Annotated in this window: 22 protein-coding genes and 2 pseudogenes; 10 read left to right on the top strand and 14 right to left on the bottom strand. The window is 33.8% G+C overall.

The window, feature by feature from the left end; genetic code table 11:
* Positions 1-54 precede the first annotated feature (54 nt).
* From J2772_RS08740 to J2772_RS08755, 4 genes are all read left to right on the top strand, one after another.
* Positions 55-2,274, top strand: coding sequence for a peptidase domain-containing ABC transporter (locus J2772_RS08740; RefSeq protein WP_209915722.1), 2,220 nt, complete (start codon positions 55-57; stop codon positions 2,272-2,274).
* Entirely contained in the window at positions 2,234-3,541 is a 1,308-nt protein-coding gene (locus tag J2772_RS08745) for an HlyD family efflux transporter periplasmic adaptor subunit (protein WP_209915724.1), read from the top strand. The genes J2772_RS08740 and J2772_RS08745 overlap by 41 nt, the downstream gene beginning before the upstream one ends.
* Before the next feature lie 75 nt (positions 3,542-3,616).
* The gene (locus tag J2772_RS08750) at positions 3,617-4,492 is read left to right on the top strand and encodes a C39 family peptidase (protein ID WP_209915726.1); all 876 of its coding nucleotides are present in this window, start codon (positions 3,617-3,619) and stop codon (positions 4,490-4,492) included.
* A 17-nt stretch (positions 4,493-4,509) separates the two neighbouring features.
* Positions 4,510-5,031: a hypothetical protein gene (locus J2772_RS08755; protein ID WP_209915728.1), complete on the top strand. Its 522-nt coding sequence runs from the start codon at positions 4,510-4,512 to the stop codon at positions 5,029-5,031.
* Between the two features lie 324 nt (positions 5,032-5,355).
* On the opposite strand, the gene J2772_RS24410 is transcribed toward J2772_RS08755, so the two are convergent.
* The 4 genes from J2772_RS24410 to J2772_RS08775 form a co-directional block, all read right to left on the bottom strand.
* Complete coding sequence (locus J2772_RS24410) at positions 5,356-5,565, bottom strand: tyrosine-type recombinase/integrase (RefSeq protein ID WP_209915927.1); 210 nt, start codon at positions 5,563-5,565, stop codon at positions 5,356-5,358.
* A 109-nt stretch (positions 5,566-5,674) separates the two neighbouring features.
* Positions 5,675-5,875 (bottom strand): hypothetical protein, encoded by a 201-nt coding sequence (locus J2772_RS08765; protein WP_209915730.1) that lies wholly within the window; start codon positions 5,873-5,875, stop codon positions 5,675-5,677.
* A 481-nt stretch (positions 5,876-6,356) separates the two neighbouring features.
* On the bottom strand, positions 6,357-7,586 hold the full coding sequence (locus tag J2772_RS08770; RefSeq protein ID WP_209915732.1) for a type II toxin-antitoxin system HipA family toxin: 1,230 nt from the start codon (positions 7,584-7,586) through the stop codon (positions 6,357-6,359).
* Complete coding sequence (locus J2772_RS08775; protein WP_209915734.1) at positions 7,583-7,888, bottom strand: helix-turn-helix domain-containing protein; 306 nt, start codon at positions 7,886-7,888, stop codon at positions 7,583-7,585. Before J2772_RS08775 ends, J2772_RS08770 begins: the two co-directional genes overlap by 4 nt.
* A 323-nt stretch (positions 7,889-8,211) precedes the next feature.
* On the opposite strand from J2772_RS08775, the pseudogene J2772_RS08780 reads away from it, so the two are divergent.
* A pseudogene (locus J2772_RS08780) lies at positions 8,212-8,553 on the top strand (hypothetical protein); the annotation flags it as partial.
* Between the two features lie 396 nt (positions 8,554-8,949).
* Here J2772_RS08780 and J2772_RS08785 read toward each other — a convergent pair.
* From J2772_RS08785 to mnmE, 8 genes and pseudogenes are all read right to left on the bottom strand, one after another.
* Positions 8,950-9,666, bottom strand: coding sequence for a DUF4262 domain-containing protein (locus J2772_RS08785; protein ID WP_209915736.1), 717 nt, complete (start codon positions 9,664-9,666; stop codon positions 8,950-8,952).
* Positions 9,667-10,265: 599 nt separating this feature from the next.
* Positions 10,266-10,475 (bottom strand): hypothetical protein, encoded by a 210-nt coding sequence (locus J2772_RS08790; RefSeq protein WP_209915737.1) that lies wholly within the window; start codon positions 10,473-10,475, stop codon positions 10,266-10,268.
* Complete coding sequence (locus J2772_RS08795; protein ID WP_209915739.1) at positions 10,465-11,304, bottom strand: class I SAM-dependent methyltransferase; 840 nt, start codon at positions 11,302-11,304, stop codon at positions 10,465-10,467. The genes J2772_RS08790 and J2772_RS08795 overlap by 11 nt, the downstream gene beginning before the upstream one ends.
* A 207-nt stretch (positions 11,305-11,511) precedes the next feature.
* Positions 11,512-11,907, bottom strand: coding sequence for an excisionase family DNA-binding protein (locus J2772_RS08800; protein ID WP_209915741.1), 396 nt, complete (start codon positions 11,905-11,907; stop codon positions 11,512-11,514).
* 199 nt (positions 11,908-12,106) lie between these two features.
* A complete protein-coding gene (locus J2772_RS24175; RefSeq protein WP_245365184.1) occupies positions 12,107-12,574 on the bottom strand; it encodes a site-specific integrase in 468 nt (155 codons plus the stop codon).
* Between the two features lie 153 nt (positions 12,575-12,727).
* A pseudogene (locus J2772_RS24180) lies at positions 12,728-12,838 on the bottom strand (site-specific integrase); the annotation flags it as partial.
* A gap of 154 nt (positions 12,839-12,992) precedes the next feature.
* Positions 12,993-13,244, bottom strand: coding sequence for a hypothetical protein (locus J2772_RS24185; protein WP_245365185.1), 252 nt, complete (start codon positions 13,242-13,244; stop codon positions 12,993-12,995).
* A gap of 149 nt (positions 13,245-13,393) precedes the next feature.
* A complete protein-coding gene (gene mnmE / locus J2772_RS08810) occupies positions 13,394-14,779 on the bottom strand; it encodes a tRNA uridine-5-carboxymethylaminomethyl(34) synthesis GTPase MnmE (RefSeq protein WP_209915743.1) in 1,386 nt (461 codons plus the stop codon).
* A gap of 440 nt (positions 14,780-15,219) precedes the next feature.
* Between mnmE and J2772_RS08815 the strand changes: the two genes are divergently transcribed.
* Both J2772_RS08815 and J2772_RS08820 read left to right on the top strand, forming a co-directional pair.
* Positions 15,220-16,233, top strand: coding sequence for a hypothetical protein (locus J2772_RS08815; RefSeq protein ID WP_209915745.1), 1,014 nt, complete (start codon positions 15,220-15,222; stop codon positions 16,231-16,233).
* A 19-nt stretch (positions 16,234-16,252) separates the two neighbouring features.
* Complete coding sequence (locus tag J2772_RS08820; RefSeq protein ID WP_245365186.1) at positions 16,253-16,768, top strand: hypothetical protein; 516 nt, start codon at positions 16,253-16,255, stop codon at positions 16,766-16,768.
* 819 nt (positions 16,769-17,587) lie between these two features.
* Here the strand turns inward: J2772_RS08820 and J2772_RS08825 are convergent.
* Both J2772_RS08825 and J2772_RS08830 read right to left on the bottom strand, forming a co-directional pair.
* Complete coding sequence (locus J2772_RS08825; RefSeq protein ID WP_209915749.1) at positions 17,588-19,015, bottom strand: LuxR C-terminal-related transcriptional regulator; 1,428 nt, start codon at positions 19,013-19,015, stop codon at positions 17,588-17,590.
* A 378-nt stretch (positions 19,016-19,393) separates the two neighbouring features.
* On the bottom strand, positions 19,394-19,864 hold the full coding sequence (locus tag J2772_RS08830) for an Lrp/AsnC family transcriptional regulator (protein WP_045499211.1): 471 nt from the start codon (positions 19,862-19,864) through the stop codon (positions 19,394-19,396).
* Positions 19,865-20,006: 142 nt separating this feature from the next.
* Between J2772_RS08830 and J2772_RS08835 the strand changes: the two genes are divergently transcribed.
* The 3 genes from J2772_RS08835 (at position 20,007) to J2772_RS08845 (ending at position 23,637) form a co-directional block, all read left to right on the top strand.
* The gene (locus J2772_RS08835) at positions 20,007-21,395 is read left to right on the top strand and encodes an MFS transporter (protein ID WP_209915751.1); all 1,389 of its coding nucleotides are present in this window, start codon (positions 20,007-20,009) and stop codon (positions 21,393-21,395) included.
* Between the two features lie 110 nt (positions 21,396-21,505).
* Positions 21,506-22,252 (top strand): metallophosphoesterase, encoded by a 747-nt coding sequence (locus J2772_RS08840; protein ID WP_209915753.1) that lies wholly within the window; start codon positions 21,506-21,508, stop codon positions 22,250-22,252.
* A 458-nt stretch (positions 22,253-22,710) separates the two neighbouring features.
* Positions 22,711-23,637: an AraC family transcriptional regulator gene (locus J2772_RS08845; protein WP_209915755.1), complete on the top strand. Its 927-nt coding sequence runs from the start codon at positions 22,711-22,713 to the stop codon at positions 23,635-23,637.
* The last annotated feature ends 114 nt before the right edge of the window (positions 23,638-23,751 follow it).

Genomic DNA, 23,751 nt, shown 5'->3' on the forward strand with positions numbered 1-23,751 from the left:
TGATTTATGGTTTTTTTTATATTCTAAGAGGTTATTATTTTGCAAAAAAAACTAATGGTCAAAAGCTTTCCGCACGAAAGGCAATATGATAAAATGGATTGCGGCCCCACATGTCTGAAGATAATTGCCAAACATTACGGAAGATATTATTCTTTGCAATTTTTGAGGGATTTATGCAGTGTAACAAAAGAAGGAGTCTCTCTTGCGGACCTTGTATACGCATCCGATAAGATCGGAATCAAGTCTCATGCAGTACGGTGTACTTTCCCGGAATTAAAATCACAAGTTCATTTACCAGCGATTCTTCATTGGGGAGAAAGCCATTTTGTTGTTATCTATCGAATTAAAGGAGATAAAATTTACATTTCAGACCCGGCAAGAGGTAAAGTTGTTTATCAGCTGGGTGAATTCCTTAAAAAATGGTCTAAGTACAATGATAAGGGAATTGTATTGTTAATTGAACCGGCAAACAATTTTAAAACTGTACATATTGAAGAAACCGTCGAGCAGAAGAATATGCTTTTTGATTTCTTAAAATATTTTACAAACTATAGAAAAATTCTACTGCTGCTCTTTTTGGTAATGGCTGTCATCACAGGATTAAATGTTTTCCTTCCATTTATTTCCAGATCTGTTATTGATATCGGAGTCAATAAAAGAGATTTACAGTTTATTGAGATGATTCTTGTTGCAAATTTAGCCCTTATCATCTGCTCTTTTTTTTCGACGATCATTCGGGACTGGATTATACTGCAGGTGTCAAATAGGGTAAGTGTAAATATTATCTCAGATTATTTATCTAAACTGCTGAAACTTCCATTCAGCTTTTTTGAGAATAAGCATCCGGGGGATATCCTGCAGCGCGCACATGACCATGAAAGGATCAGAAGTTTTATCATGGGCAACTCGCTCAATATTGTCTTTTCGCTTTTTTCGTTTTCTGCATTCATTTTTGTTCTCTTGGTTTACAGTGTTAATGTATTCCTGATCTTTATCGTAGGAACGTTGATTTATTTGACCTACATATTCCTGTTTTTTAAAGCCAGAAAACAGGTTGATATGAACTATTTCGCATTAATGGGAAAAGATCAGGGCTTTTGGATAGAGACGATCAACAATATCCAAGAGATTAAAATAAATAATTACGAAACCTCACGGAAGTTACAGTGGGACGAAATACAGGCAAAGCTCTTTAAGCAGAATTTACAGATGCAATCCATTACGAACAGACAAAACGTAGGCGCTCAAGTAATTGATAATCTTAAGAATGTTTCAATTACATTTTACTGTGCACTTTTAGTTATCAATGCTAAAATGACACTTGGAGAACTGTTGTCCATTCAAATGATTCTTGGAATGTTGAATGGCCCGATTCAGCAGCTTGTCCAATTTTTTTTGAGCTTTCAAATGGCAAAGTTAAGCTTCAGTAGGATCCGTGAAATCAGGTCGCTGTCTGAAGAAGATAATTATACAAGCAATAATAATGTTACTCTGCCGTCATCAGGAACATTAAAATTTTCAAATGTTTATTTTCAGTATTCAGCCCGTCAGCCTTATGTACTACAAAACTTAAATTTCGTTATTCCAGAAGGTAAGACTACCGCTTTTGTAGGTGATAGCGGGAGTGGTAAATCAACTATACTAAAGTTGCTTCTTCGTCTGTATGAACCCTCTTCTGGCGATATTACCGTAGGAGAAATGAACTACAAACATATTAGCATTGCTAATTGGAGGGATGAATGCGGAAGCGTCTTTCAAAATGGAAAGATCTTTAATGATACTGTGATTAACAATATCGTACTTAATGCTAATAATATTGATTATAAATTACTAAAAAGAGTAGTGGCAATAGCAAATATGACCCAGGAAATTGAGAATATGCCACTGGGATACAAGACGAAAATTGGAGAAAACGGGAGAGGAATAAGCGGAGGACAAAAACAAAGAATTCTTATAGCGAGAGCTCTTTACAGAAACCCTAAGTACATATTTCTTGACGAAGCAACAAATGCGCTCGATTCAATTAATGAAAAGAATATTGTTACCTCGCTTTCGAAAGTGTTTCTTAATAAAACCGTAGTGATAGTTGCACATCGTTTAAGTACCATCATGAACGCAGATCAAATCATTGTGATGAAAGATGGTAAAATAATAGAAAGAGGTAATCATAATTTCCTCATGCAGCAGAAAGGACAATATTATCAACTCTTTGAAAGTCAAATAAATGTTTTAAATGGAGCAGACGGATCACGCGCAGAGATTACAGCAAACTAATTCAGAGGAAATTACATTTCTTGTTTCAAGAATACCTAGCAGTATAAGTATACAGATTTCGATTCTGATAAGTATAATTTTATTAATGCTTATTATTGGGCTTTTTACAATCAAATATCCTGATTCTTACAAAGGGTCTGTTACGATTGTTGCTGACAATCCTTCGTTGTCAGTCGTTGCCAATCATCAAGGCCCTATTATTATTTTGAAAAACGACCATGATGTAGTTAACAGGGGTGACATTGTCGCATATATTGACAATGAAGCATCTTTCGAGGAGATGTTGGAACTGGAGAAAACAGCTTTAAATTTCAACAGCGATAAAAATCTGGCAATTTACTATGATGCACTGCCTAAAATTGTCCATTATGGTGAAATTAACAACAGTTATTTTACCTTTTTAAATGCCTTACAACAATATGTTCTTTTTACTAACAACGGGTTATATGACAGACAGCAAAAACTTTTGGATGATCTTGCAAAAAAGCAGGAAAAACAGCTGCATTTACAGCGGGGAAAGGTAAGCATTATTAATAAAAATGACAGGTTAAGCTATAATAAAGTTAAAAGAGATTCATTGCTCAGAAATGCGCAGGTAATCAGTCAGGAACAGTTCGAAAGTACAGAACAGAATTATTTGAATACCCTTCAATACAATAATACAACAAAACAAGAAATCTATAAACTTGATCAGGAGATTTTAAGTACTAAAAGCAAGAGTACGGAAACCCAAATTTTAAAAGTAGAAAAAAGAGAAAAACTCATTTCCGACTTGTACAATTCTTACAATGATCTCATTAATAAAATAAGAGCATGGAAAAGAGCATATTTGATTACGGCTCCTACTGAGGGGAAAGTACAATATTTGAGTTTTTTGAAAAATAATCAATATATAAATCATCAAGATCCAATTTTTGCAATTGTTCCAATTTCAAATAAAGTAAATGGTCAAATGATGATATCCGATTTTGGATCAGGTAAAATCAAAGAAAATCAGGATGTTCTTATTAGACTAAATAATTTTCCACATGAAGAGTATGGCATTATAAAGGCAAAAGTTATGAAAATTTCTTTTGTCGGAAATACTATAAAAACTGCTAATGGGGAGGAAAAAAGATATATGGTTGATCTTGCGATTTTGCCATCAGGAGGAAGTGTGCTATTATCCGATGGAGTTAGTGGTGAAGGGGAAATTTTGACAAATAATAAAAAACTCTACGAAAGAGTATTAGAAAAAATCATGCTGACCTTTTATAAGAAAGCATAAATAAAAGTATTGAATTACTGGCCTTAAAAACATTGTAATTTTTATGAATTATTATAAATCATTAAATATAATCAAATGAGAAATTTGCAAGTTGTCGAACTGAACGGCACATTAGAAATGCTGAACGAAAATGAACTGTATTCTTTCAAGGGAGGGCTTACAGGCGGTCAAAGTGATGTCCATGATATCCCTGAAGTTATTATTCCTACACCGGGCGGTGATGACGGTGGCAGTGATGATGGAGGATATGATGATGGAAGCAATCCTCCAACCTGGGATGACGATAATCCACCTCATGGGGGTGATGATGATAATCCGTTCCCACCAGATGGAGGGGGTGATCCAGGAAATGATGATAACACAAGTGATCCTGAACAACATAATTTGCCTCAACCAGTACCTCAGATATGCACGCAGTTAGGATCAACTGGTGAATGTACAATGAAGGCGCTGGATGTTATTTCAAAATTTTTAGGAGGCGATGCTATGGGCATTCACAAGGATGATTTTGCACAATTTGTAGGATTAAATAATCCTGGTGAAGCCGCTATGGAATTTTTAATGAATCCAAACGGAGGGCTATCAATGGGAGAATTAAATGGGCTTGTGGATGAATTTTTCACAAATACTGATCTTGGAGGGGATGCTGCCAGCATTATCAGCCACCTTGATAATGGCCATCCGATATTGGCGACAATATTAGATCCTGCGACAAATACAGGACACGCTGTTGTTATTATTGGTTTTAATGCCGGAACTAATATGGTAACTATTGCAAATTCTTTGGCTCCTGGAGGAGTAGAAACAATTGCCTATAATGCCTCTACAATGGTCAATCAATCTGCAATTTCAGGTTTCCAAAATAATGCTACTGTAAATCAGTATAGAAATGACGCTAATGATTGGTGGATCGGATGTGGAATGTCTGCTTCAGGTGCAGTTATCGGTTAAATTATAAATAACAGAATATGAAAATTAAACTTTTATTTACATTGCTAGTGTCATTTAATTTCTGTACTGCACAGATTAATATTGACCATATTGACTTTCAAAAGGATTCTATTCCAAAGGTAATTAATAACACTAACAAGAAACCGTTACTTGAAACTTTAGAGTTGAATGGAAAATTACTACCAAGTAATACAATTTTTGGTTTAGATCCGGATAGAATTGAATCTGTGACTAGAAAATCGGTGTCTTCCAATGAGGAAAAGATAATTGTAAAAACGAAAACAGACTATACTCCCAAACTTATTTCATTAATTGATTTGCTTAAAGAAACTAACTTAAATCTAAAGAATTTTATTATTTTTATTGATGGAAAGCCTATTGATAGTGAATTCGATAAAACGTGTGTTGACAAAGATTTTATATTACAAATTAAGGCAGAAAATATTCAGTCAGATGGTAAGCAAGATGTAGTTCTTGTTAATATATTTACGAAGTCAAAGAAAAACATCGACAAATCTAAAGTTATGTTAATTAAGTAGTTATATATAATACTGTAATTAATTTTAAAAAAAATTAGCCGTCTCTTTAACGAGGCGGTTTTTTATTGCAGAGAACAATATAATAGCATCAAGTTCAGTTGATTTATTGATAGGGATGATAATAACACACTTATATATTGAACAGTTGTTTCGTTGTAACTTGGTTTAGCAATCAACATTATATTAAGACTTTAGAACTGTTTAGTTCTTAATACTGCCTATGTTGGGGTATTCAGCCGGACATGAATTCTAATTTTGCAATAGTAACGTACAGAGATTATGCCCAAGAAAATTGTTTGAAAAAAGAAGCTTGTGCTTTAGGTTTCAACTTAATGCATTTTTCCCATTCAAATCTAACTTAATTTTTTCTGAAGCTTCTTTTGTTAATGCATCTACAATCCTCACGTAAACCTCTGTGGTTTTAACGTTCTTATGTCCTAATAATTTTGATACAGTATAGATATCTGTACCTGAAGTCAGCTGTAAAGTGGCGAATGTATGACGAAAACCATGGAATGTAAAATGTTTTTTTATTCCAGCATTTTTAAGCTATCCGGGAAGATATTTGATTACAAGATTGTATTTTAGGTCTTCAAATATTTTTACATTATCTTCTCCACGAAGCCCTAATAATTCGAGCGTGTCATAGGGTATGGATAATATTCTGCCTTTCCTGTTCAATATCACAATAGCGAAGTCCTGTTAATGCAGAAAACAAATCTGCTTTTTTGATCACTGGAGAGCTGCATTCAGCACCTGCCATTTTTTGTAATTCATCTTTAAAAAGATAGGGCCTATGGGTATCATCTACTTTGATATTATGAATAAAATTTCCTAGGTCCACTGAAATGTATTTGTTTCTGTAAGCTTTTTTTTAAACACATTTAAATCCCATTAAATCAGTATGTTATGAAAATGTCAATAAGCAACTAATTACCTATATATCAGTTGTTTATAATTTCTATTTCCCGATATAATATCTAAAGAAGTCTTTATTTATAGTGGTTTACGCATATTGAGGTGTACAAAAGTGGTACAGGATTAAGATGCTGCAACATCTTTTTTTTCTACTTTTCCGCACGAATCTCGTCATCGAAAAAACCGATGAATAAAGGGTTTTATCGATTTTGAAGTTAAAACAAAAAAGGCATTTGTACTACTTTTGTACACCTTTAATATTATAAGTCTCTATAAATTAAATAATTAACAATTCCCGACTGAAAACCTGTGATAATTGATACATTTCGCCCGTACACCTCAATTTCTATCTATTTTTAGGACAAAAATAAAGTTAGAATTCCAACAAGTGTAGCTCAAATTTTATATTAAAATTTTTTAATTAGTCTACTTATTAATTCTCTGTTAGATTTACTAACTCCAACATCTTTTGATAGATTTGACCATTTACTAAGTGCGGAACTTGTTTGCTCAATAACATTCTCCATGAATTCTTTTGATAGTTTAGCTTCCTTTCCTAATTTAGTAAGATGTTTGACGGTAATATTTCGTCCTTCTCCCATTACCATAGTGCTTTGTTCTCCACCTGGTCCAGATGAGAAAGTAAGGTCGTAAGCGGGTGATAATTTCCATTCTCCAAATTCATTCATCAAAAACGAAAAATTCTTAGCATGGTCGTCTCTATTGTGCGCCATAACATTGAAAACTGCTAACCGAAACATTTTTTCTACTTCTCGAATGTCTTTGGTTAAAACACCCGTCAATGATAATAAATCTTCATAATCAAGAGACGGAAACCTAAAATTACTGTGAACGAGTCCACTCACCGTATGCATATGGAGACGCTTATTTCCTTCTCTATCAAAACGCTTTACGGCAAAATAGCCATTCCCTTTCTGTGAAGGAAACAAATGAACTTCAGGCATTTTAATTCCTGCATCAACAGCCATTAAAGCGTAAATGTATTCTATTGATCCAGCATCTTTTCCATCTAACGAGTTTGGAAATTTTACCATCCAAGGTTCAAAATTATCGCTTAACAAATTCGCTCCGTGGGATATATTTTCTCTCTTTGCATCAACGCCAATCAATGCTTTTGGCCGTGCTCCAGCAGATGATCCGTTCAAAGCCAAAAGTTCTGCGATCACTTCTTCTGAATCACCTTGCAAAACGTCTTCTGTTTGAGTAGCCAACACGTCCAAATCAATCATCTCATTACTACTATTTGGACTTTGATCCGGCTCATAAACCAAGGCACCCATACCGTGCAATCCAACATATCCTAGACGATCAAGTGGGGAAATATCCGATGGGGAAATTCCTTCCGAGCGAAGCATACGATCGAAGAGTAATCTTCCCCAACCGTCGGGCAAACTATCATTGAAAACACCAGCCAAACCTTCAAAAGGATCTCTTGGAAGCTCTATTACGTCTCGTTGCAAAGGAAGTTTTACAGGTGAAATTTCTAAATTGGTTTGCAGAAATTCTTCGTCGTATTGAAAATAGATGATACCATCACGAATTGCCAGACGTCCAATGGGTTGAATTCCAGAACCAAAATTCAATCCTACTTTTATTTCTTTTATTGCTATTTTCATTTTTTGTTTCCTCGTTTTTTAATGGGCTTTTCCTCTGATTTCAGTACATCATCAATAGATTTAAAACTCTGCTCCTTCGGTTTTAAAACATCAACCATTTCTTCTAATCCACCAACAACTGAAAGCAATTTTAGAAATGAATCCAAAGAGATCAAGCCTTTTTGCTCAAATTTTCTTAGAGTTGGTAAAGGAACACCCGATCTTTCAGCCAAACCTTCCTGTGTTAGATTCATTTGCAATCGCCTTTCACGGACATTATCAACTAGTTTTTTCTGAATTTTGGACAGAGAAACAAATAACATAATAGTAGTATTTATTATAATTAATTAACAATAAATAATATTATTGTATTACAAATATACGGAATTATTATAAGATATGTGAAACACATGGTCAATTTAACCACCTAATTACACTGCAAAATTTAAGAAATACTGTTTTATATTAGAATGTTTTTAAATAATTAATTAATTCAAAAGAGTTTAACCAGTTGAATACGGATTATGACTTGATTGTTGAAAAAAAGTTAAACAAATTTATAATTACTCTGAAACAGCTTATATTGCAAAATGGTTTTGAAAATATTGTATATAATTAAAGAACCGGATTTGAGAAATCAAACTAATTATACCGCAGGCTTGCAATCCAGGCAAGTCAGAAAATGATTCAAGCCGGAGTAGCCTATGTCCGTTCGGGAAATGGAGCCAAACGGAAACAAAAGGCACTTTATAAAACAGAAAATTTTGAAAGCAGATATGTAAGTCATCGGCTTCATTTGTACAGCCGGAAGCTTATTGATTTCTGCATCCAGCAGCAGGCTGGAACACTTATTCTTAAAGATCAGGAAGACAAGATAGGAATTGCAAAAGAACAGGAATTTGTGCTTCGCAACTGGAGTTATTATGAATTGCAGACCAAAATAAAATACAAAGCAGAAAAGGCAGGTATCGAATTAATTATTGGATAGCTGAAAAAAACAACGAGGGTGCTTGTAAACCCGTAGGGTGAGGTCACGAACACTCACTAAATACTTTAGTAGTATATACAACGGCGTGGGCTTCTTTTTTATCTCAAAGACAGGGTAATAAAAGAAAATAACTGATTATAGTAGAGAAGAAAATTGTTGAATAAATTTATAAATTCAATTACAGGGAAAATCACGGATTGTTAAGGAGTAATATTTTGATAACGTTTTGGGTATTGTCGAAGGCGGGGATTATTAGCACAAAAGTTCAATAGAATTACTGATATTGAACCTTGTACAAATGTTTCATAGAAGCACTTCAGCCGCCATATTGCCATACTGGTGTTACAAGCTGCCGTTTTATTCATCGTCTTCATCTTCCGTTTTTGTTCGTGTCCACTATCCGCCAATATATTCTCGTTCCGCTTGTTCTCCATAATCAAGGTCAAAAACTTCATTGAGTGTTTTGTCTTTGAGTGTCATTTGTTCCAATGCAACAAGCTTTGCATCTTCAATTATTTGGTTTCCTGTCAAAAACTGCCAGTCACCATCATTGTCGTGAATAACACAAAGAATTGGTTTGTCAAATTCTAACCATTGTTTGGTCGTAAAAATGGCAATATTTTTTGCTTCTCTAAATTTAAAATCAGCATTTCTGTCAAGTAACGGTTGTCTATACTCAAATTCTTCTTCATAGTCTTTGTTCCAAGGAAATTTATTGTTTCGGTCAGTCCATATAAGTTGAATTGCAGGAAAGTTTTTGGACTCATAGAAGTTTATTGCTTGTCCAAAGTAATTGGAAATATTTCTACTATCAACAGTTACAAATTGAGTATTGCTGTTTTCAAAAAAGTCGTCATAATTTTTACCGACTTCAATTGTCCTACCAGTTTTTGCAATTTCTCCTGCGTCACTAAGTATTAGATGCAAAATCTTTGTCGTTAAGCCGAATGAAATAATTTCTGGATGCTTAAAGTTTTTCCAAAGTCCAACTGTATAAGCAAATGAAAGCAAATAGTCATTCGCTTCTAATAACATTACTGTCCAGCCGAATTTTTCAATGTCAGCGGAAAGTTTCTTGTCGTCAATGCAGTTATGTTCTTGGTCTGTCGTCATACGGTTGTTTGTAACGGTTATTGGTTTATATTTTGGTTTTTTTGTCTTTAGCACACAGTCTTAGGATTATGGGAATAGAAATCAATATATAAAGTCCAAAGATTATTTGTAAAACTATTTTATAATCATCAGAATTGCCAAATCTTTCAAACGTCAACCCGTTTGTATTTATTAGTACGTCTGAAACAATGATTAAATTAGAAATTATTAAAGCTGGAACAATACTTCTTAAAATTAAGATAATAGCTAAAAAATCTAAGAAAGTTAACGATACCCAATATATGTTTTTCTACGTAGGCACTTTTTATTAAGTATTAAGCCATAATTTAACAAGTCCAATACATGAGTAGTTGTCCCAATGGCAAAACCTAAAACATAGATTGCTAGCAATATTTTTATTGTCTTAGGATATTCTAAAAAGTCTATTTTCAATTATTTTCGTTAAAAGTCTTAATGTCTAGTTGGTGTCGATAGTACCATTGCACACAACGGTCAAGTATAAGCGTAGTGCGGGATTTCGATGCGATTCACTTTCCCCTCGTACCAAACTTAATTGAAAGCCAAAATATTTAATTTTAGCGAATCAACCCGAATTACGCTTATACAATGTTACCTGCTTTTATTTTTTTTCTGGGTTTATAATTGCAAGCTCTATTTTCTTTATATTCAATTCTATGCTCGGAAAGTAATTGAACAATAATTTCTCTTGTTTCATTTTCGTCAAGACCAAATTTTTCTCCAAGTTCAATTTCATTTAGCTGACCATCATTTTCGATTAAAGCGTTGTAATACCTGTCTTTATTTTCCATAACTCAATTGTTTTTTTACAGCTATCATCATATGTGGACTAAATGGTAAAAGATAACTGTCGTTTTCTGTGACTTGTATAAGTTCTAATAATGCTTTCTGTTTTTTGTCATTCAGCATATTGGCAAAGTAATCTTTGTCCAACCAGGCCATACCTTCAACTGCGTAAGTATTAAGATGGGTTAACTCTTGATTTAAAAACTCTTCTTTCAGCTGTTCAGGTTTATGATAATACGCCTCAGCTAAAAGCCAAGGAAAATCATCTGGTGGATTATGAATTCCCGTTGTTAATTCCTCCTTGCACATTTCAAAAAATGGTCTTTTGTGAATTAGACCATTTAGAAGACCTACCAAAGTTGATGCAGTATAGTTAATTGCAAAACCCAAAATAATTCCGTTATTTTTTAGGACTCTTTTTGCTTCGCAAATGGTTAAATCTCTGTCTTCCTTTTTTTGAAGATGGTAAAGAGGTCCGTGTAAAATTATAAGGTCTGCAAAATTATTAGGGAATTCCAATTTTCGTGATTCGCCTAAGTGAACAGAAAACTTATTTTTCAATTTATTAGTCCTGTTTTGAGCCAATTTAATATGTTTGGCAACTGGTTCTACCAAATGAACCTGATGTCCTTTTTTGGCAAGCCATTCAGAATATTTTCCCGTTCCACCACCAATATCAATTATTGTTGAAGATGAAGAAGGAATGTATTTTTCTATGAGCGATTTAATTCTTTCAAATTCAAATACTCCCATTCCTTTATCAAGTCTGGTTTCTTCTGACGCTTTATTGTAAAACACTTCGATGTTTCTGCTTATTAACTGTTTACTATTCATTTTTAATCACTGAATTATCATCACGATCTGAAATGCAGAGCACTTTGTACCGTGATAAAGCAATCGATTTACAATCAATTGCTATTGTTTAAAATTTGATGAAATAACTGGATATGATTATCTGTGCATTAAAAAATCGGATGATTTCTATGCGTTAATTACTCGTTTTGCCGAGTTTATCCTTTTGAGAAGGACACAGATAATATGTTATTTTAGTAAAACAGACTGCAAAGATAGAAATTCTTGATTAATTCTATTCGAGATGATGGTTTTAATTGCAGTAACTTCCAAATTTACGCATTGCATCAATCTGATTTTATATAACTTGCGTAAAGAAAATTCTATCGCTTCTTGATGAATTTCATCATTTGATTTATGGTTGTTTTTTAATAACCATTCGTCAATTTTTTTGCGTTCAAAAAAGAGAACTTTCCCGTTGGGTTTGGAAAAAGGAATATTGTGCGAATGAACTAATTTGTAAATGTAGGATTTCTTGAATCCCATATAATCCGCAAGTTCTTCGACGTTCAGAATTTTCTTTAAACCGAAAATATGTTTTTCAATTCGGTTGAGTTTGTGCAGAATGATTTCGTTATTTTCCATTGCTTTCGTTTAACAAATTTACTGAAGCAAAAGTCATCATAGTAAACCATAAAAACAATATAATCAAACATTTAAAGGCGGAATAAGAATACTGTGGATTAATCCGGAATGTCAAAAGTCTAAATAAGATTAATCTGGATTAAAATAGATTCACTACAATTTTACTAACAAAAATATTACTCTAACAAAAATATATTTTTTACAGTTCGATATTTAGTTCCGGGATAATCTCAGCAGCTTCTTTCATTTTGCTATCCACAATTTTTGCATAAATCTGTGTAGTTCTTAATTCTCTATGTCCTAATATTTTGGAAACGGTGTAAATATCTGCACCATTTTCCAGGAGTAAAACAGCATTCGTATGTTGAGCTGAATGAAAAGTAATATGTTTAGGAACCGCAGCACGATTACACCAGCGGATAATTTCAGTATTGTAGGTCATTCCATATTTTAAGCCTTTAAAAACTCTTTCTTGGGGATCCTGTCTTTCGCCCAATAATTCTCTGTCTTGTTTTGAAATATAAAGATATTCTACACCCTCTGTTTTTTCTTGTCGGAAATTGACTCTAGAAATATCACCTTCATCACGGACTTTTTTCCAAATTAAAGAATTAATATCCGACCAACGTAATCCTGATAAACACGAAAAAAGAAAAGCTTTTTTCAAAACCGGATATTTATATTCCGCTCTTGCTAGTCGTTGTAGTTCATTAAAAATCAGATATTCTCTTTGGCTTTCAGCCTGCTCAAATGATTTTATTTTTGAAGCATAATTTACTGTCAAATATCCATTATCGAAAGCATTCCGAAGGGCAGCTTTAAACTTGTTGAAGTAAGAATACTTTGAGTTTTGAGAAAGAGGTAAATCACTCTTACAAATTGCATTCTTTTCAAAGTATTTCCGAACTTTTTTAATGAAATATTCATCAATTTCCTCAAAAGTTAAATTCTTTGGAACTACCTTTTTTAAATGTTGGTAAGTAGAGTATCAATACCATAATTATTTGACGAATCGAGCGTTCGTTTTTCCTCAGCAAGATCAGCGAAGAAATTTAAAAATACTCGCTTAGCTTTCGCAGTATTTTTCAACTCAAATCTTCCTTGAGCATATTCAGCTTTTCGAATTGCAATAACATTTTCTGCAAATTCCAAAGCTTCTTTATTTTCTTTTTTTCTTTGGCTGTTTTTGGATCTACAATTAAATAAGTATCTAAATTCTCGAAACTCCGCAGGTGTTTTCTTTTTCCGTCTTCAGTAATTTCAGAACCACGATAAAACTCGATTGACAGACTAATCCTTCCGTCTTTTAATTTTCTTTGACTAAGTGATATTTTCATAAATTCTGTTTTGTACTACTTTTCACTATTTTCAATGTCTGAAGTAGTACAGAAGTGGTACAAATATAGTCTAATAAGAGAAAATAAAACTTATATAAATATCTGATAGTCAACTAGAAGAAGGAAAAAGAAATCAAAGAAAAGCTAATTTATTTCCCGATACAGAATTTCGAGAAAATATTCCCCAGCACTTCATCATTCGTTACCTCACCAGAGATCTCACCAAGGTGTTCCAGAGCGTTTCTCAGCTCATAAGCCAGTAATTCTGTAGAAATCTGGAAAGAAATAGCTTCTTTTACCTTGTTTACCGCATCTAAAGATTTTTGTAAAGCTTCGAAATGACGTTGATTGGTGATAACCACGTTATTTTCTTCCGATTTTAATTGCTCTACGTAAGAAGATAATTCATTCTTAAGATCCTGAATATTCTGGTTTTCAACAGCAGAAATTTTGATGAAGTCAAATTCGTGCGAAATAGCCTTTCTGAAAATATCTTCTGCCGTTTCGTATTTTGTAGGAGTAACCTCGTCAATTTTAGTGGCACAGATGATTAATTTCAAATCTTCTCTTAACAAAGACTGAATCATTTCAATGTCCTCAGAGAAATTTTCAGTAGCAGCATCAGCCAGATAGACCAAAATATTGGCATTTTCTACCTTTTCCTTAGCCTTTTTTACCCCAATGGCCTCAATTTCATCTACAGTTTCACGCAAACCGGCAGTATCAATCAAACGGAAAGCATGTCCCTTAATATGAAGGATTTCCTCAATAGTGTCTCTCGTGGTTCCGGCAATATTGCTTACAATAGCTCTCTCTTCTTTCAATAGAGCATTAAGAAGAGTAGACTTCCCAGCATTAGGTTTCCCGATGATCGCAACAGCAGTACCATTTTTAATGGCATTTCCATATTGGAAACTCTCAATAAGGGATTTTAATTTTACATCGATCTTATCCAATAGTCCATTTAAAGCAGTCCTGTCGGCAAATTCTACATCTTCCTCCGCGAAATCCAATTCTAATTCAATAAGAGAAACAAAATTCAAAAGATCAGTTCTTAATAACGATATTTCATTAGTAATTCCACCTTTTAATTGGTTGATGGCTACTTTTCTTGAAGCTTCATTTTCAGACGCAATTACATCAGCAATAGCTTCTGCCTGCGAAAGGTCAATTCTTCCATTGATAAAAGCACGAAGGGTAAATTCTCCAGCTTTAGCCATTCTTGCTCCATTTTTAATAAGGGTTTCAAGAATACGTTTTCCGATATGTGGTGAGCCGTGAAAAGCAATTTCTACAGAATTTTCTGTAGTGAAACTTTTTGGTGCAAGGAAAATGGAAAGCATGATTTCGTCAATAGCTTCTTCGCCATCCATAAAATAACCGTAGTGGATGGTATGGGATTTTTGTTTTTCCAGCTTTTTTGCCGGAAAACTTTTCTGAACTATGGGTAAAACATCATTTCCGGAAACCCGGATAATGCCTAAAGCACCTATTCCATTGGCTGTAGCCAGCGCACAAATAGTATCGTTATTCATGGTGCAAATTTACGCTTTTTAATACAAATTGTATATATGTATTGTCTATACTTCTTATCAGGAGAGGTCGTTCAGAATCATTTTTCCAATGAAACGATCTTTTGCATATGCAAAGGGATTTAAAAGCATCAATATTCTTTAGAATTTTTCCCTTTTATGAACACTATTTTTAAATGTATTTAATTTTGATTTATTTAAATAACTGCCTATCAATAAGTTGTTTTTATTGTAGAATCTAATACGAAAAAAAATAACAAAAATGAATTTCGATACAGTATTATATTGTTGTTTAAAAGAGCAGTGGAGTTTGGTATATTAATTGTAGGGTAGGGGTTCGATGATGCGAAAAAAATTCATATTTATCATTAAAATATGAATAATTCGTTAATTAAGCTTAAATATATATGAATAATTTAATTTTTTTCGATTTTAATAAAAAAATGATTTTTTTATTAATGATTGTCTTTTATGGTGTTACCCATGCCCAGACATGTACACCCTACACTGGGCAGCCGATGGTAAGTGGTATAACCTATTGTCTTAATGGGAATCTTGCTATAGGAAACAATATTAGCATTCCAAATGGTGCAATACTTATTATTCAGTCTGGTCAATTACAATCTGTTAGTATTCAGGTTAATGGTGTTCTGGAGATTGGTGACGGTGCAAGTGTGATATCTACAGGTACTGTTACGGTAGGAGCATTTAATTCTCAAAAGGATTCAAAAATTAAATTAGGGACCAAGTCGTTTTTGTCTCTTGTAGGTTCGGTGGTTCAGGAAGATCCTACTTTTTTTGGTACATTCCCGGGATCAACTTCTACCATAGAAATGGGAACAAACAGTGTTGTAGAAATTTGTGGAACATTTACCCAACAGTCTACAACGTATCCATCTGTCAAATACATTGGGATTCCTACCGGTAAGGCTTATTGTATTGCGAAAGCTGATGTAAGTGGTGGAGGTGGTGTAATCAGTAATGATAGCCAAATTGTAGCTATTGCTATGGGAAATGTGTTAGGGCTTGGTATGGGAAATACAAGTTTCTGTGGTCCTAATGCAACATCTGCAACATGTCCGTCTCTTTGGCCAAATGGATTGTCTGATGATAAATTAACTTGTGGCAATGCACCAACAATTATTGATAATGTAGATTCATTCTGTACAAAGCCAGGGGCTACAGGAACTCCTGACGGATTTACCAAATTCGGAATTACCATTCAGCAGAAAAATAACACTTGGCCTGAAAATGTTCCAAACGGTTTTGTTGCTATGGAAGCTAAAGATAAGGGTTTTGTGATTACAAGAGTTCAGCACGTAAGCCAGACTCCCCAGCCAGGAGATGCTATTGCCGACCCAAAAGAAGGGATGCTGTTGTATGATCTTCAGGATAAATGTGTGAAGCTTTACAATGGTATTGAGTGGAAGTGTGTAGAGAGAAGCTGTAATGATTAATCTGAAAATTAATAAAAGGATGAAAAACATAAAAAATATAGGCATAGCCATTGCCCTTGTTATTTTTAACTTTTCTATTGCGCAGGTAGCAATTGGTAAACAAACAGTAGATGGTAACAGTACAGTTCTGGATTTTAATAATGTATCCGGAAATACAAAAGGATTAATCCTTCCTGCAACCTTTGGTGTTCCAACCGGCTCTCTGGTGAACGGAACATTTGTTTTTGATGTAACTGACAATAAAATAAAAGTGTATGAGAATGATGCATGGAAGCTTTTATCTGATGCCGGCAGCTCAAGCGCTGTTATTACGAACAATTCTGCAGAGCAAGGCAAAGGGGTCATTATCGGTGCATCATCTAGTACTGCAGATGGAGTATTGGTATTGGAGTCTCCGGATAAAGCAATGATTCTTCCTCAGATTGCAACACCTCACATCAATGTAAAGAATCCATATCCTGGAATGATGTGTTATGATACGGCTAGTAAAACATTAGCAGTATTTGATGGATCAGTCTGGAATTACTGGAAATAACCTGGAATGAAATAATTTCCGGGAAACCGGTGTATATAAATTTATAATATGTATTGAAACAGTAGTATATGAATGTGTACTGCTGTTTTTTTTTATAGCTATTTTTATAAAAAGAGAGATTACAACTTCTCAAATGTAATCTCTCAAGTTAAACAAATAATATAAATTGTAATATTCTCAGTTTTCTATTAAAAGATGTATTATTATAATGCTGAGATTATTTTTTCACCGTAGAATGTTGTGTTAAATAGGCCTCTTTTTTATTTGTGTTTTTAGTTAATATTATTTGTTTAGTTTATAAAATAAATCTCACCCCCTTCTGGTTTTCATCATTTGTGTTCTTAATACCTTGTGTTAGATTATATTTAAATTAGCTGCAGAGGGGGAGATTTTATATATATGTTATTTTGGTGGTGTTTTTAATATTGTTAAGGAGTTTATCTTTTTAACATAACAAACATATTCAATAATGATAAGAGTCTCCAAAAAATAACATACGACATAGCTACACTATAGCTACTACTTATTATTTAATTTATTGATTTTCATTGTGTTGTGTTTAATTTTCCGAAGGTGTAAAAACTGGTTTTTGCAAAATAAAAATTGAAAACCCTTCAATGAAGGATCGCTTTTTTACCTTAATATCAATTGTTTTTTAATAAAAAGAATCCTTACAGAGTTAATATTATATAATGAGTATTATTAAAAAAGAAGAAAGTTTTAATGAATTATCAACCTTTTTCAGGACGAGACAGCGTAACAAAAAATCCTGCCGTTAAGCAGGAGGTTTGTGATATGGATGGTAAAATTTCAAAAAAGCTACAGGGAAGTAAAAAAGCTGTACAGATCCGTTTCTGAAGAGATATTGAGTTTTTTTCTGAGTCGGCCTTTTTTGGTTTGTACAGATCTGTGCTGTATAAAAGTAAAGTCAGCAATATCTTTCGATGAAAAACCGATCCAGATCATCGCGCATAAAGCCAGCTCAGATTTTGTTAGCTGCGGATTGATTTTCAAAATATTCTGAAATAAACTAGGATTAATCTCCTCAAATCTCTTAATGAAGTTAAGATCATTACTCTTGGCAAGATCTAGTAACTCTGTGAAATCTTCCTTAGAGATTCTTTCTTTTGAAGGAAAAGTTGCAGTGCTTGATTTTCTAGAGTTTTTGTCTTCTTTCTTATATTTCCTGTTTCTGATAATTAAAAGTAAAATAGCTCCAACAATCAGAACAAGGACTCCAATGGAAATAAAAATAAGGTTAATATTATCCTTGTTTTTTTGCTCAATGATTTCACTCAGGGAAAGATCAATGGCTTCATTTCCTGATGCCTTAAGTTTCTGATCCAATTCCTCGGCTTTGGAAGTATAGTTGGCTTCCATTTTTTTGTTGTTGAGACTTTCGTAAACAAAAGCAATCTGTCGGTAAAGATCTGGTAATTTGTTGATCCTTTTTGTTTTAACTAAAATATCTGCTGCTTTTTTATAAAAATCCAGTGCTTTTTCAAACTCCTTTTTTTCAGAAAGAAGATCGGCATAAAAATAATAAATGATGCCCTGTCTTACCGTTCCATATTCAGTATCTTTAAGAAGTGATAGGGCTCTGTTATTGTAGAAAGTAGCAGAATCAAGGTTTTTGGTTTGTTGTAAATGATAATTCCCGATCAAAGAAGCATTGAGGGCAGAAGGATCGAGACTGAAACCTCTGTGATGATAAATTAATGCAGAATCTTTATAGGTAGAAGAGATGAAATCAGCTCTCTGCTCATACATATTACCCAATAACCAACCTTTTTCATCCAGTTTTTTGCCGTAATGAATGGCTTTTGCATTGTAACTTAATGCTGTATTGACGAGTCCGGTGACATAATTGACTTGGCCATATTCATGATAGAGTTTAGCATAAAGAAAATTATCATTAAGCCGTGTGACGATTTTTTCTGCCGATTTCAGATATTCATGGCTGGTTTTATACTTTCCCATCATACCATAAGTATTGGCAAGATTGATGTATCCTAAGGCTTCTCCTCTTGAATATCCTCCTTCTTTTGACTGTCTGATGATTTCGTTATTCAAAGTGATGAGCTCTGTCTCTTTTCCTTCCAGCCTTAGCTTTTCATTTTTTGTAAGTAAGGCATTATTGATTTCCCGGATATCGATTTTTTTATCACAACTACTCAAGGAAATTGCAATAAATAGATATATAAATATTCTGTGATTTTTTAAATAGATATCACCGATGAAGTTCATGAGTTCTATAATTTTGTATCATTTACATAATGATGAAAATAGTCTCGATATTGTTGTCTGAAAAAAGACACAGCCAACTTTTGGGAAGTTTGTTGTTTTCAGTTTTAATGGAGGATAAAACTGTACATGATTTCTTTATTTTGAGGAGTACTGATTGGTAATGCAATACCGGACAGCTTATTATAATTGTCTGAATTAATAAATTTAGCGCTCATCATCTTTTTTTTTGTTTAATAAAATCTACCTATTCCAAAAGCACATTTGAGATACTAAATTAATGAAAAATAAGTACAGATCCAATACTTACTTGGTTTAAAGAAAATTGTAGGATTGAAATGTGAATGTTTAACTAATTGATTTATATGTATTTAATTTTATTTATACAATTTGAGCACTTTCTTTAATACTGCTCATCACGAAAATACTTTTGGTCTGGCCAATTCCTTCAATTTCCGATAATTTATTGATGAAAAACTCATGAAACTCATCCATATTGGGAGCCAGAATCTTGAGCATAAAATCAAAATCACCACTAATGTTGTAAAACTCAACAACTTCTTTTAATCTGCTCACTTCTTCAATGAATTTTCCTGCAGTTTTCTTATTATGGACATTCAAAGCAATCATACAGATGACCATCATTCCTTTATTCACCTTTTTGCGGTCTACTACAGCGGTATATTCTTTAATGATTCCCTGTTTTTCCATACGCTTAATACGTTCATGGGTAGGAGTGGGGCTCAGATTGATTCTTGCTGAAATATCACGGACGCTCATCTTTGCATCTTTCTGAAGAAGTCTCAGGATGGAAAGATCTTTTTCGTCTGGAGTATAATTTTCTGTTGGCATTTGTTCTGTTTTTATAGGTTAATTTTGATGTTTCAGTTAATTTGTTCTTTTTATTATGTTTATTTAGTTTTATTGTTCCAAATTTAATGTAAAATTTTCAATTACGTTCTGTTAATTTTAATTTTGAAGGAAATTTGAATATATGGATACAAGGAAGAATTTAATATTAATTTTAGCATCGGTAGGAACTTTTGTAGAGGCTTTGGATATTGCCATTATTAATTTAACCATTCCTTCTATTCAGGAGCAGTTTCATATTGGAGCAGGAACCGTTCAATGGTTACAGACGTTATATGTGTTGTTTTTTGGTGGCTTTCTGATTATTGGCGGAAAGCTTTCCGATCAGATCGGAAGAAAGAAAATATTCCTATTGGGAGCTTTGATTTTTATGTTAACCTCATTAGGAGCAGGGCTTTCTGAAAGTTTCAATATGCTGGCCATATTCCGTGCTTTGCAAGGATTGGGAGCTGCGTTTGTAATGCCGGCAGCTTTATCTATTGTAACTAATACTTTCAGAGAAGAACAGGAAAGAAATCGTGCAATTGGAATTTTTAGTTCTTTTGCCGCTATTGGTTCGGGAAGTGGACTCTCTGTAGGGGGGATTATCAGTACATACCTAAGCTGGCATTGGGTTTTTCTTATTAATGTTCCAATTCTTTTAATCACATTAATCTTATCTTATTATTACTTACCAACAGATGAGAAAAATGGAAAGGCACAAAAAACAGATGTTATCTCCGGAATATTAATGGTTGTTGGGCTTTTAAGCCTAACGTATGGAACACACGAATTGGTTCATATTAAAGAGCAGCCTTTTCTTGTAATAGGTTCATTGGTAGTGGCTGTATTGCTTTTAGTGATGGTGTTCTTGAGATTGAAGACTGTTGCAGAACCGTTATTTGATTTAAAATTATTCAGACATGGTTCATTGGTTGTTTCCAATGCTGCGTTCTTTGCTTTGGGAGCATTTTTCATCGGGTTCTTATTCCTGATTTCTTTAATGCTTCAGAAAGATATGGGGTATAGCGCAGCTTCGGCAGGGTTAATGCTGGTTCCGTTCAGTGTACTATCCGCTTTAACGGCTAAATTTATCTTACCTCACATTTCAAAACGATTGAGTTCTTCTCAAATGGGGGTACTAGGCTGGTCTTTTATGTTGGCAGGAGGAGTGTTATTGTTAATCTCAGTGTTTACGGGCCATCCGTTAACGGTAGTTTTATTAGGAGCTGCCTGTATCTCAGGAATAGGAATGACTTTCTGTTTTACAGCACTTTCTGTGATGGGAATTCAGGATGTAGAACCTTCCAATTACGGATTGGCATCAAGTTTGAGTTCTACAAGTTACTTCCTGGGAGCTGGGATTGGATTGTCATTCATGACTTTAATGAGTCAGGTCTTTCCTTCAGAATTTGCAGTCGGAAGCTTGAATCTAATCGTTTTGATTAGCTACGCTCTTTTAGCCCTTGGAATGTTATTCTATTTTATATTGAAAAGCTTAAAAGTGAAGCAGGCAGAAGTAGCAGTTTCCTAATAAGCGGCCTTAAAATTACACAAACTATATGAGTAAGGAATCGGTGTTTAGGCATCGGTTTCTTTTTTTTACCTTTTCGTGGTTTGGTCCTTCTTTATTACTTTTGCAGCATGAGAATACAAATCATTAGCGATCTTCATCAGGAATTTGGAAGAACTGAATTACGTTTTGATAATGCAGATGTTGTTGTTTTGGCTGGTGATGTTAATTTGGGAACCAAAGGCATTGAATGGATCAAAGAAACAATCTCTCATAAGCCCGTCATTTATGTGCTGGGAAATCATGAATATTATAAAGGTTCCTATCCGAAGACTTTGCATAAAATTAAAAATGCAGCTGAAGATTCTAATGTTTTTGTACTCGAAAATTCATATGTAGATATTGAGGATGTCCGTTTTCACGGAACTACTTTATGGACTGATTTTTCAATTTTTGGAAATCCGGTAAAATACGGAATGATCTGTCAGCCCAGGATGAATGACTATAAAAAGATCACCCGTGATCCATCCTATTCAAAAATGAGAACAATAGATACTTTCAAGATTCATCAGCTTTCAAAAGTATGGCTGCAGGAGAGTCTTGAAATTTCGAAAGGGCTTAAAAATATAGTTGTTACCCACCATGCTCCCAGTATTCAATCTGTACCGGAACATTATAAAGAAGATCCATTGACTTCAGCTTATGCTTCCAATCTGGAGGGGGTCATCTTTGAGTATGAGCCGCTGTATTGGATTCATGGGCATATTCATACCCCATCCAGATACAAGATTGGAAAGACTGAGGTCATTTGTAATCCTCATGGTTATATTGATGAAAAATATAATGGCTATGAGAAGGAGTTGATTGTTGAAATATAAAACTTGAAAAAGTAAAAAAAGAATAGGTTAGCTGAAAGTATCCACTATTACTAATAACAAAAGGCTTCTATTATTCTGGGGTGGCTAAAATTTAAAAAAAAATTTGACGGGTATTTAACCTGAGTTCTGGATAAGACATTTCTGTTTTCAGTAAGTAAGGAAGCCTGGAGATGGGAGAGGGAAGTGAGTTGAGGTTAAAAAACCACTTACAACCCTTTAATTTATTATTCTTTTAAAGACTGCTTCATCAAATTTTACGGCAACGTCAGAAATTGTAGCTCCAATAGTAACTTCCAGCCTCTCTCTTCCAGCTTCCAGCCTATTATCCTTGATTTTCTTATCCCGAACTCGGGTAGTTAATATGTATATTTTATCTTTTTGGACTGCTTCACTATTATCCTTTCGTTTTTTACAGTTTAGTCTTTTTCACTACCTTCGTGTCTCATAACCCATTTTCCATGGCTAAAAAATCCCGCAAAGAACTTCCTAAAAAACCTGATTTTGTTTCACAGCTGGCCTTTGATGAAGTTTTGCAGCAAGTAGAATTCGATCTTAGAATCAAGGAGTTTGTGGTGATGGATATAGATAGGGAAAATTATATCATAAAGCCAAACATCCCTTATCGCTCAGATTACTTCTGTATTTTCCTTGTACAGGATGGAAGTGTTGGTTTCAAGCTGGACGACAAAAGCTATGAAGTTTTTAAAGGAGATGCGGTTTTCTGTCCTATGTCGGAGACCTTTTGGGTGGAAAATATTGCAGAAGATTACAAGGCAACCTATATTTTCTTTTCTGTTGATTTTATTTCTCAGGCAGGGTTCAATTATAAATCCAATAATGTCCTGAAGAGTCTTTCATCAGATCCTACCCATATTATTAGGCGTGAACCGGATTTGTTCAGAAAATTGAACTTTCATCTGGAGGAATTGAAACAGCTGAATAACAAAGAGAAAGATAATTATTACTTTAATGAAATGATCTGGCATCACTTCTCGCTAGTGATTTATGAAATAGACAACTACTTCAAGAAAATTGAAAAACCTCATACCGTAACACATCGGGAGGATGAGCTTACGACTAGCTTTTTTAAATTGGTTCAGGAGCATTTCAAAGAAGAACACAATGTTCAGTTCTATGCAGACAAACTGTTTATCAGTCGGAAATACCTTACCAAGGTCATTAATAAAACAATGTTTAAGACGCCAAGAGATATTATCCATCATGTATTGGCGGTAGAAGCAAGGTTACTGCTTAAAAATCCTAATCTAAATGTGAGTGAGGTGGCAGCGCAACTTAAATTTTCCGATCAGGCGTCCTTTAGCAAGTTTTTTAAAAAACATACTGGGAGAGCTCCTTTAGAATACAGAAAAGATGATTTGTATTGATAATGAGTGAGTTAAGTTTTAGGTGTCTTTTTGATAAAAATAACGCTTATTTTTGATTTATAATTTGGAAATATCTCATTGGATTTATCTATAAATGATATTTCTCATGTTTTT

The sequence above is a fragment of the Chryseobacterium jejuense genome (assembly GCF_017877355.1).
Taxonomy (GTDB): domain Bacteria; phylum Bacteroidota; class Bacteroidia; order Flavobacteriales; family Weeksellaceae; genus Chryseobacterium; species Chryseobacterium jejuense_A.

Coding starts and splice junctions, on each gene's coding strand:
- J2772_RS08795 (WP_209915739.1), bottom strand. CDS start 11,304: ATGAATAGTAAACAGTTAATAAGCAGAAACATCGAAGTGTTTTACAAT.
- J2772_RS08835 (WP_209915751.1), top strand. CDS start 20,007: ATGGATACAAGGAAGAATTTAATATTAATTTTAGCATCGGTAGGAACT.
- J2772_RS08770 (WP_209915732.1), bottom strand. CDS start 7,586: ATGAAAATAGCAATAAAAGAAATAAAAGTAGGATTGAATTTTGGTTCT.
- J2772_RS08845 (WP_209915755.1), top strand. CDS start 22,711: ATGGCTAAAAAATCCCGCAAAGAACTTCCTAAAAAACCTGATTTTGTT.
- J2772_RS08755 (WP_209915728.1), top strand. CDS start 4,510: ATGAAAATTAAACTTTTATTTACATTGCTAGTGTCATTTAATTTCTGT.
- J2772_RS08840 (WP_209915753.1), top strand. CDS start 21,506: ATGAGAATACAAATCATTAGCGATCTTCATCAGGAATTTGGAAGAACT.
- J2772_RS08790 (WP_209915737.1), bottom strand. CDS start 10,475: ATGGAAAATAAAGACAGGTATTACAACGCTTTAATCGAAAATGATGGT.
- J2772_RS08830 (WP_045499211.1), bottom strand. CDS start 19,864: ATGCCAACAGAAAATTATACTCCAGACGAAAAAGATCTTTCCATCCTG.
- J2772_RS08820 (WP_245365186.1), top strand. CDS start 16,253: ATGAAAAACATAAAAAATATAGGCATAGCCATTGCCCTTGTTATTTTT.
- J2772_RS24185 (WP_245365185.1), bottom strand. CDS start 13,244: ATGAAAATATCACTTAGTCAAAGAAAATTAAAAGACGGAAGGATTAGT.
- J2772_RS08750 (WP_209915726.1), top strand. CDS start 3,617: ATGAGAAATTTGCAAGTTGTCGAACTGAACGGCACATTAGAAATGCTG.
- J2772_RS08785 (WP_209915736.1), bottom strand. CDS start 9,666: ATGACGACAGACCAAGAACATAACTGCATTGACGACAAGAAACTTTCC.
- J2772_RS08825 (WP_209915749.1), bottom strand. CDS start 19,015: ATGAACTTCATCGGTGATATCTATTTAAAAAATCACAGAATATTTATA.
- mnmE (WP_209915743.1), bottom strand. CDS start 14,779: ATGAATAACGATACTATTTGTGCGCTGGCTACAGCCAATGGAATAGGT.
- J2772_RS08740 (WP_209915722.1), top strand. CDS start 55: ATGGTCAAAAGCTTTCCGCACGAAAGGCAATATGATAAAATGGATTGC.
- J2772_RS08745 (WP_209915724.1), top strand. CDS start 2,234: ATGGAGCAGACGGATCACGCGCAGAGATTACAGCAAACTAATTCAGAG.
- J2772_RS08815 (WP_209915745.1), top strand. CDS start 15,220: ATGATTTTTTTATTAATGATTGTCTTTTATGGTGTTACCCATGCCCAG.
- J2772_RS08800 (WP_209915741.1), bottom strand. CDS start 11,907: ATGGAAAATAACGAAATCATTCTGCACAAACTCAACCGAATTGAAAAA.
- J2772_RS08775 (WP_209915734.1), bottom strand. CDS start 7,888: ATGTTATTTGTTTCTCTGTCCAAAATTCAGAAAAAACTAGTTGATAAT.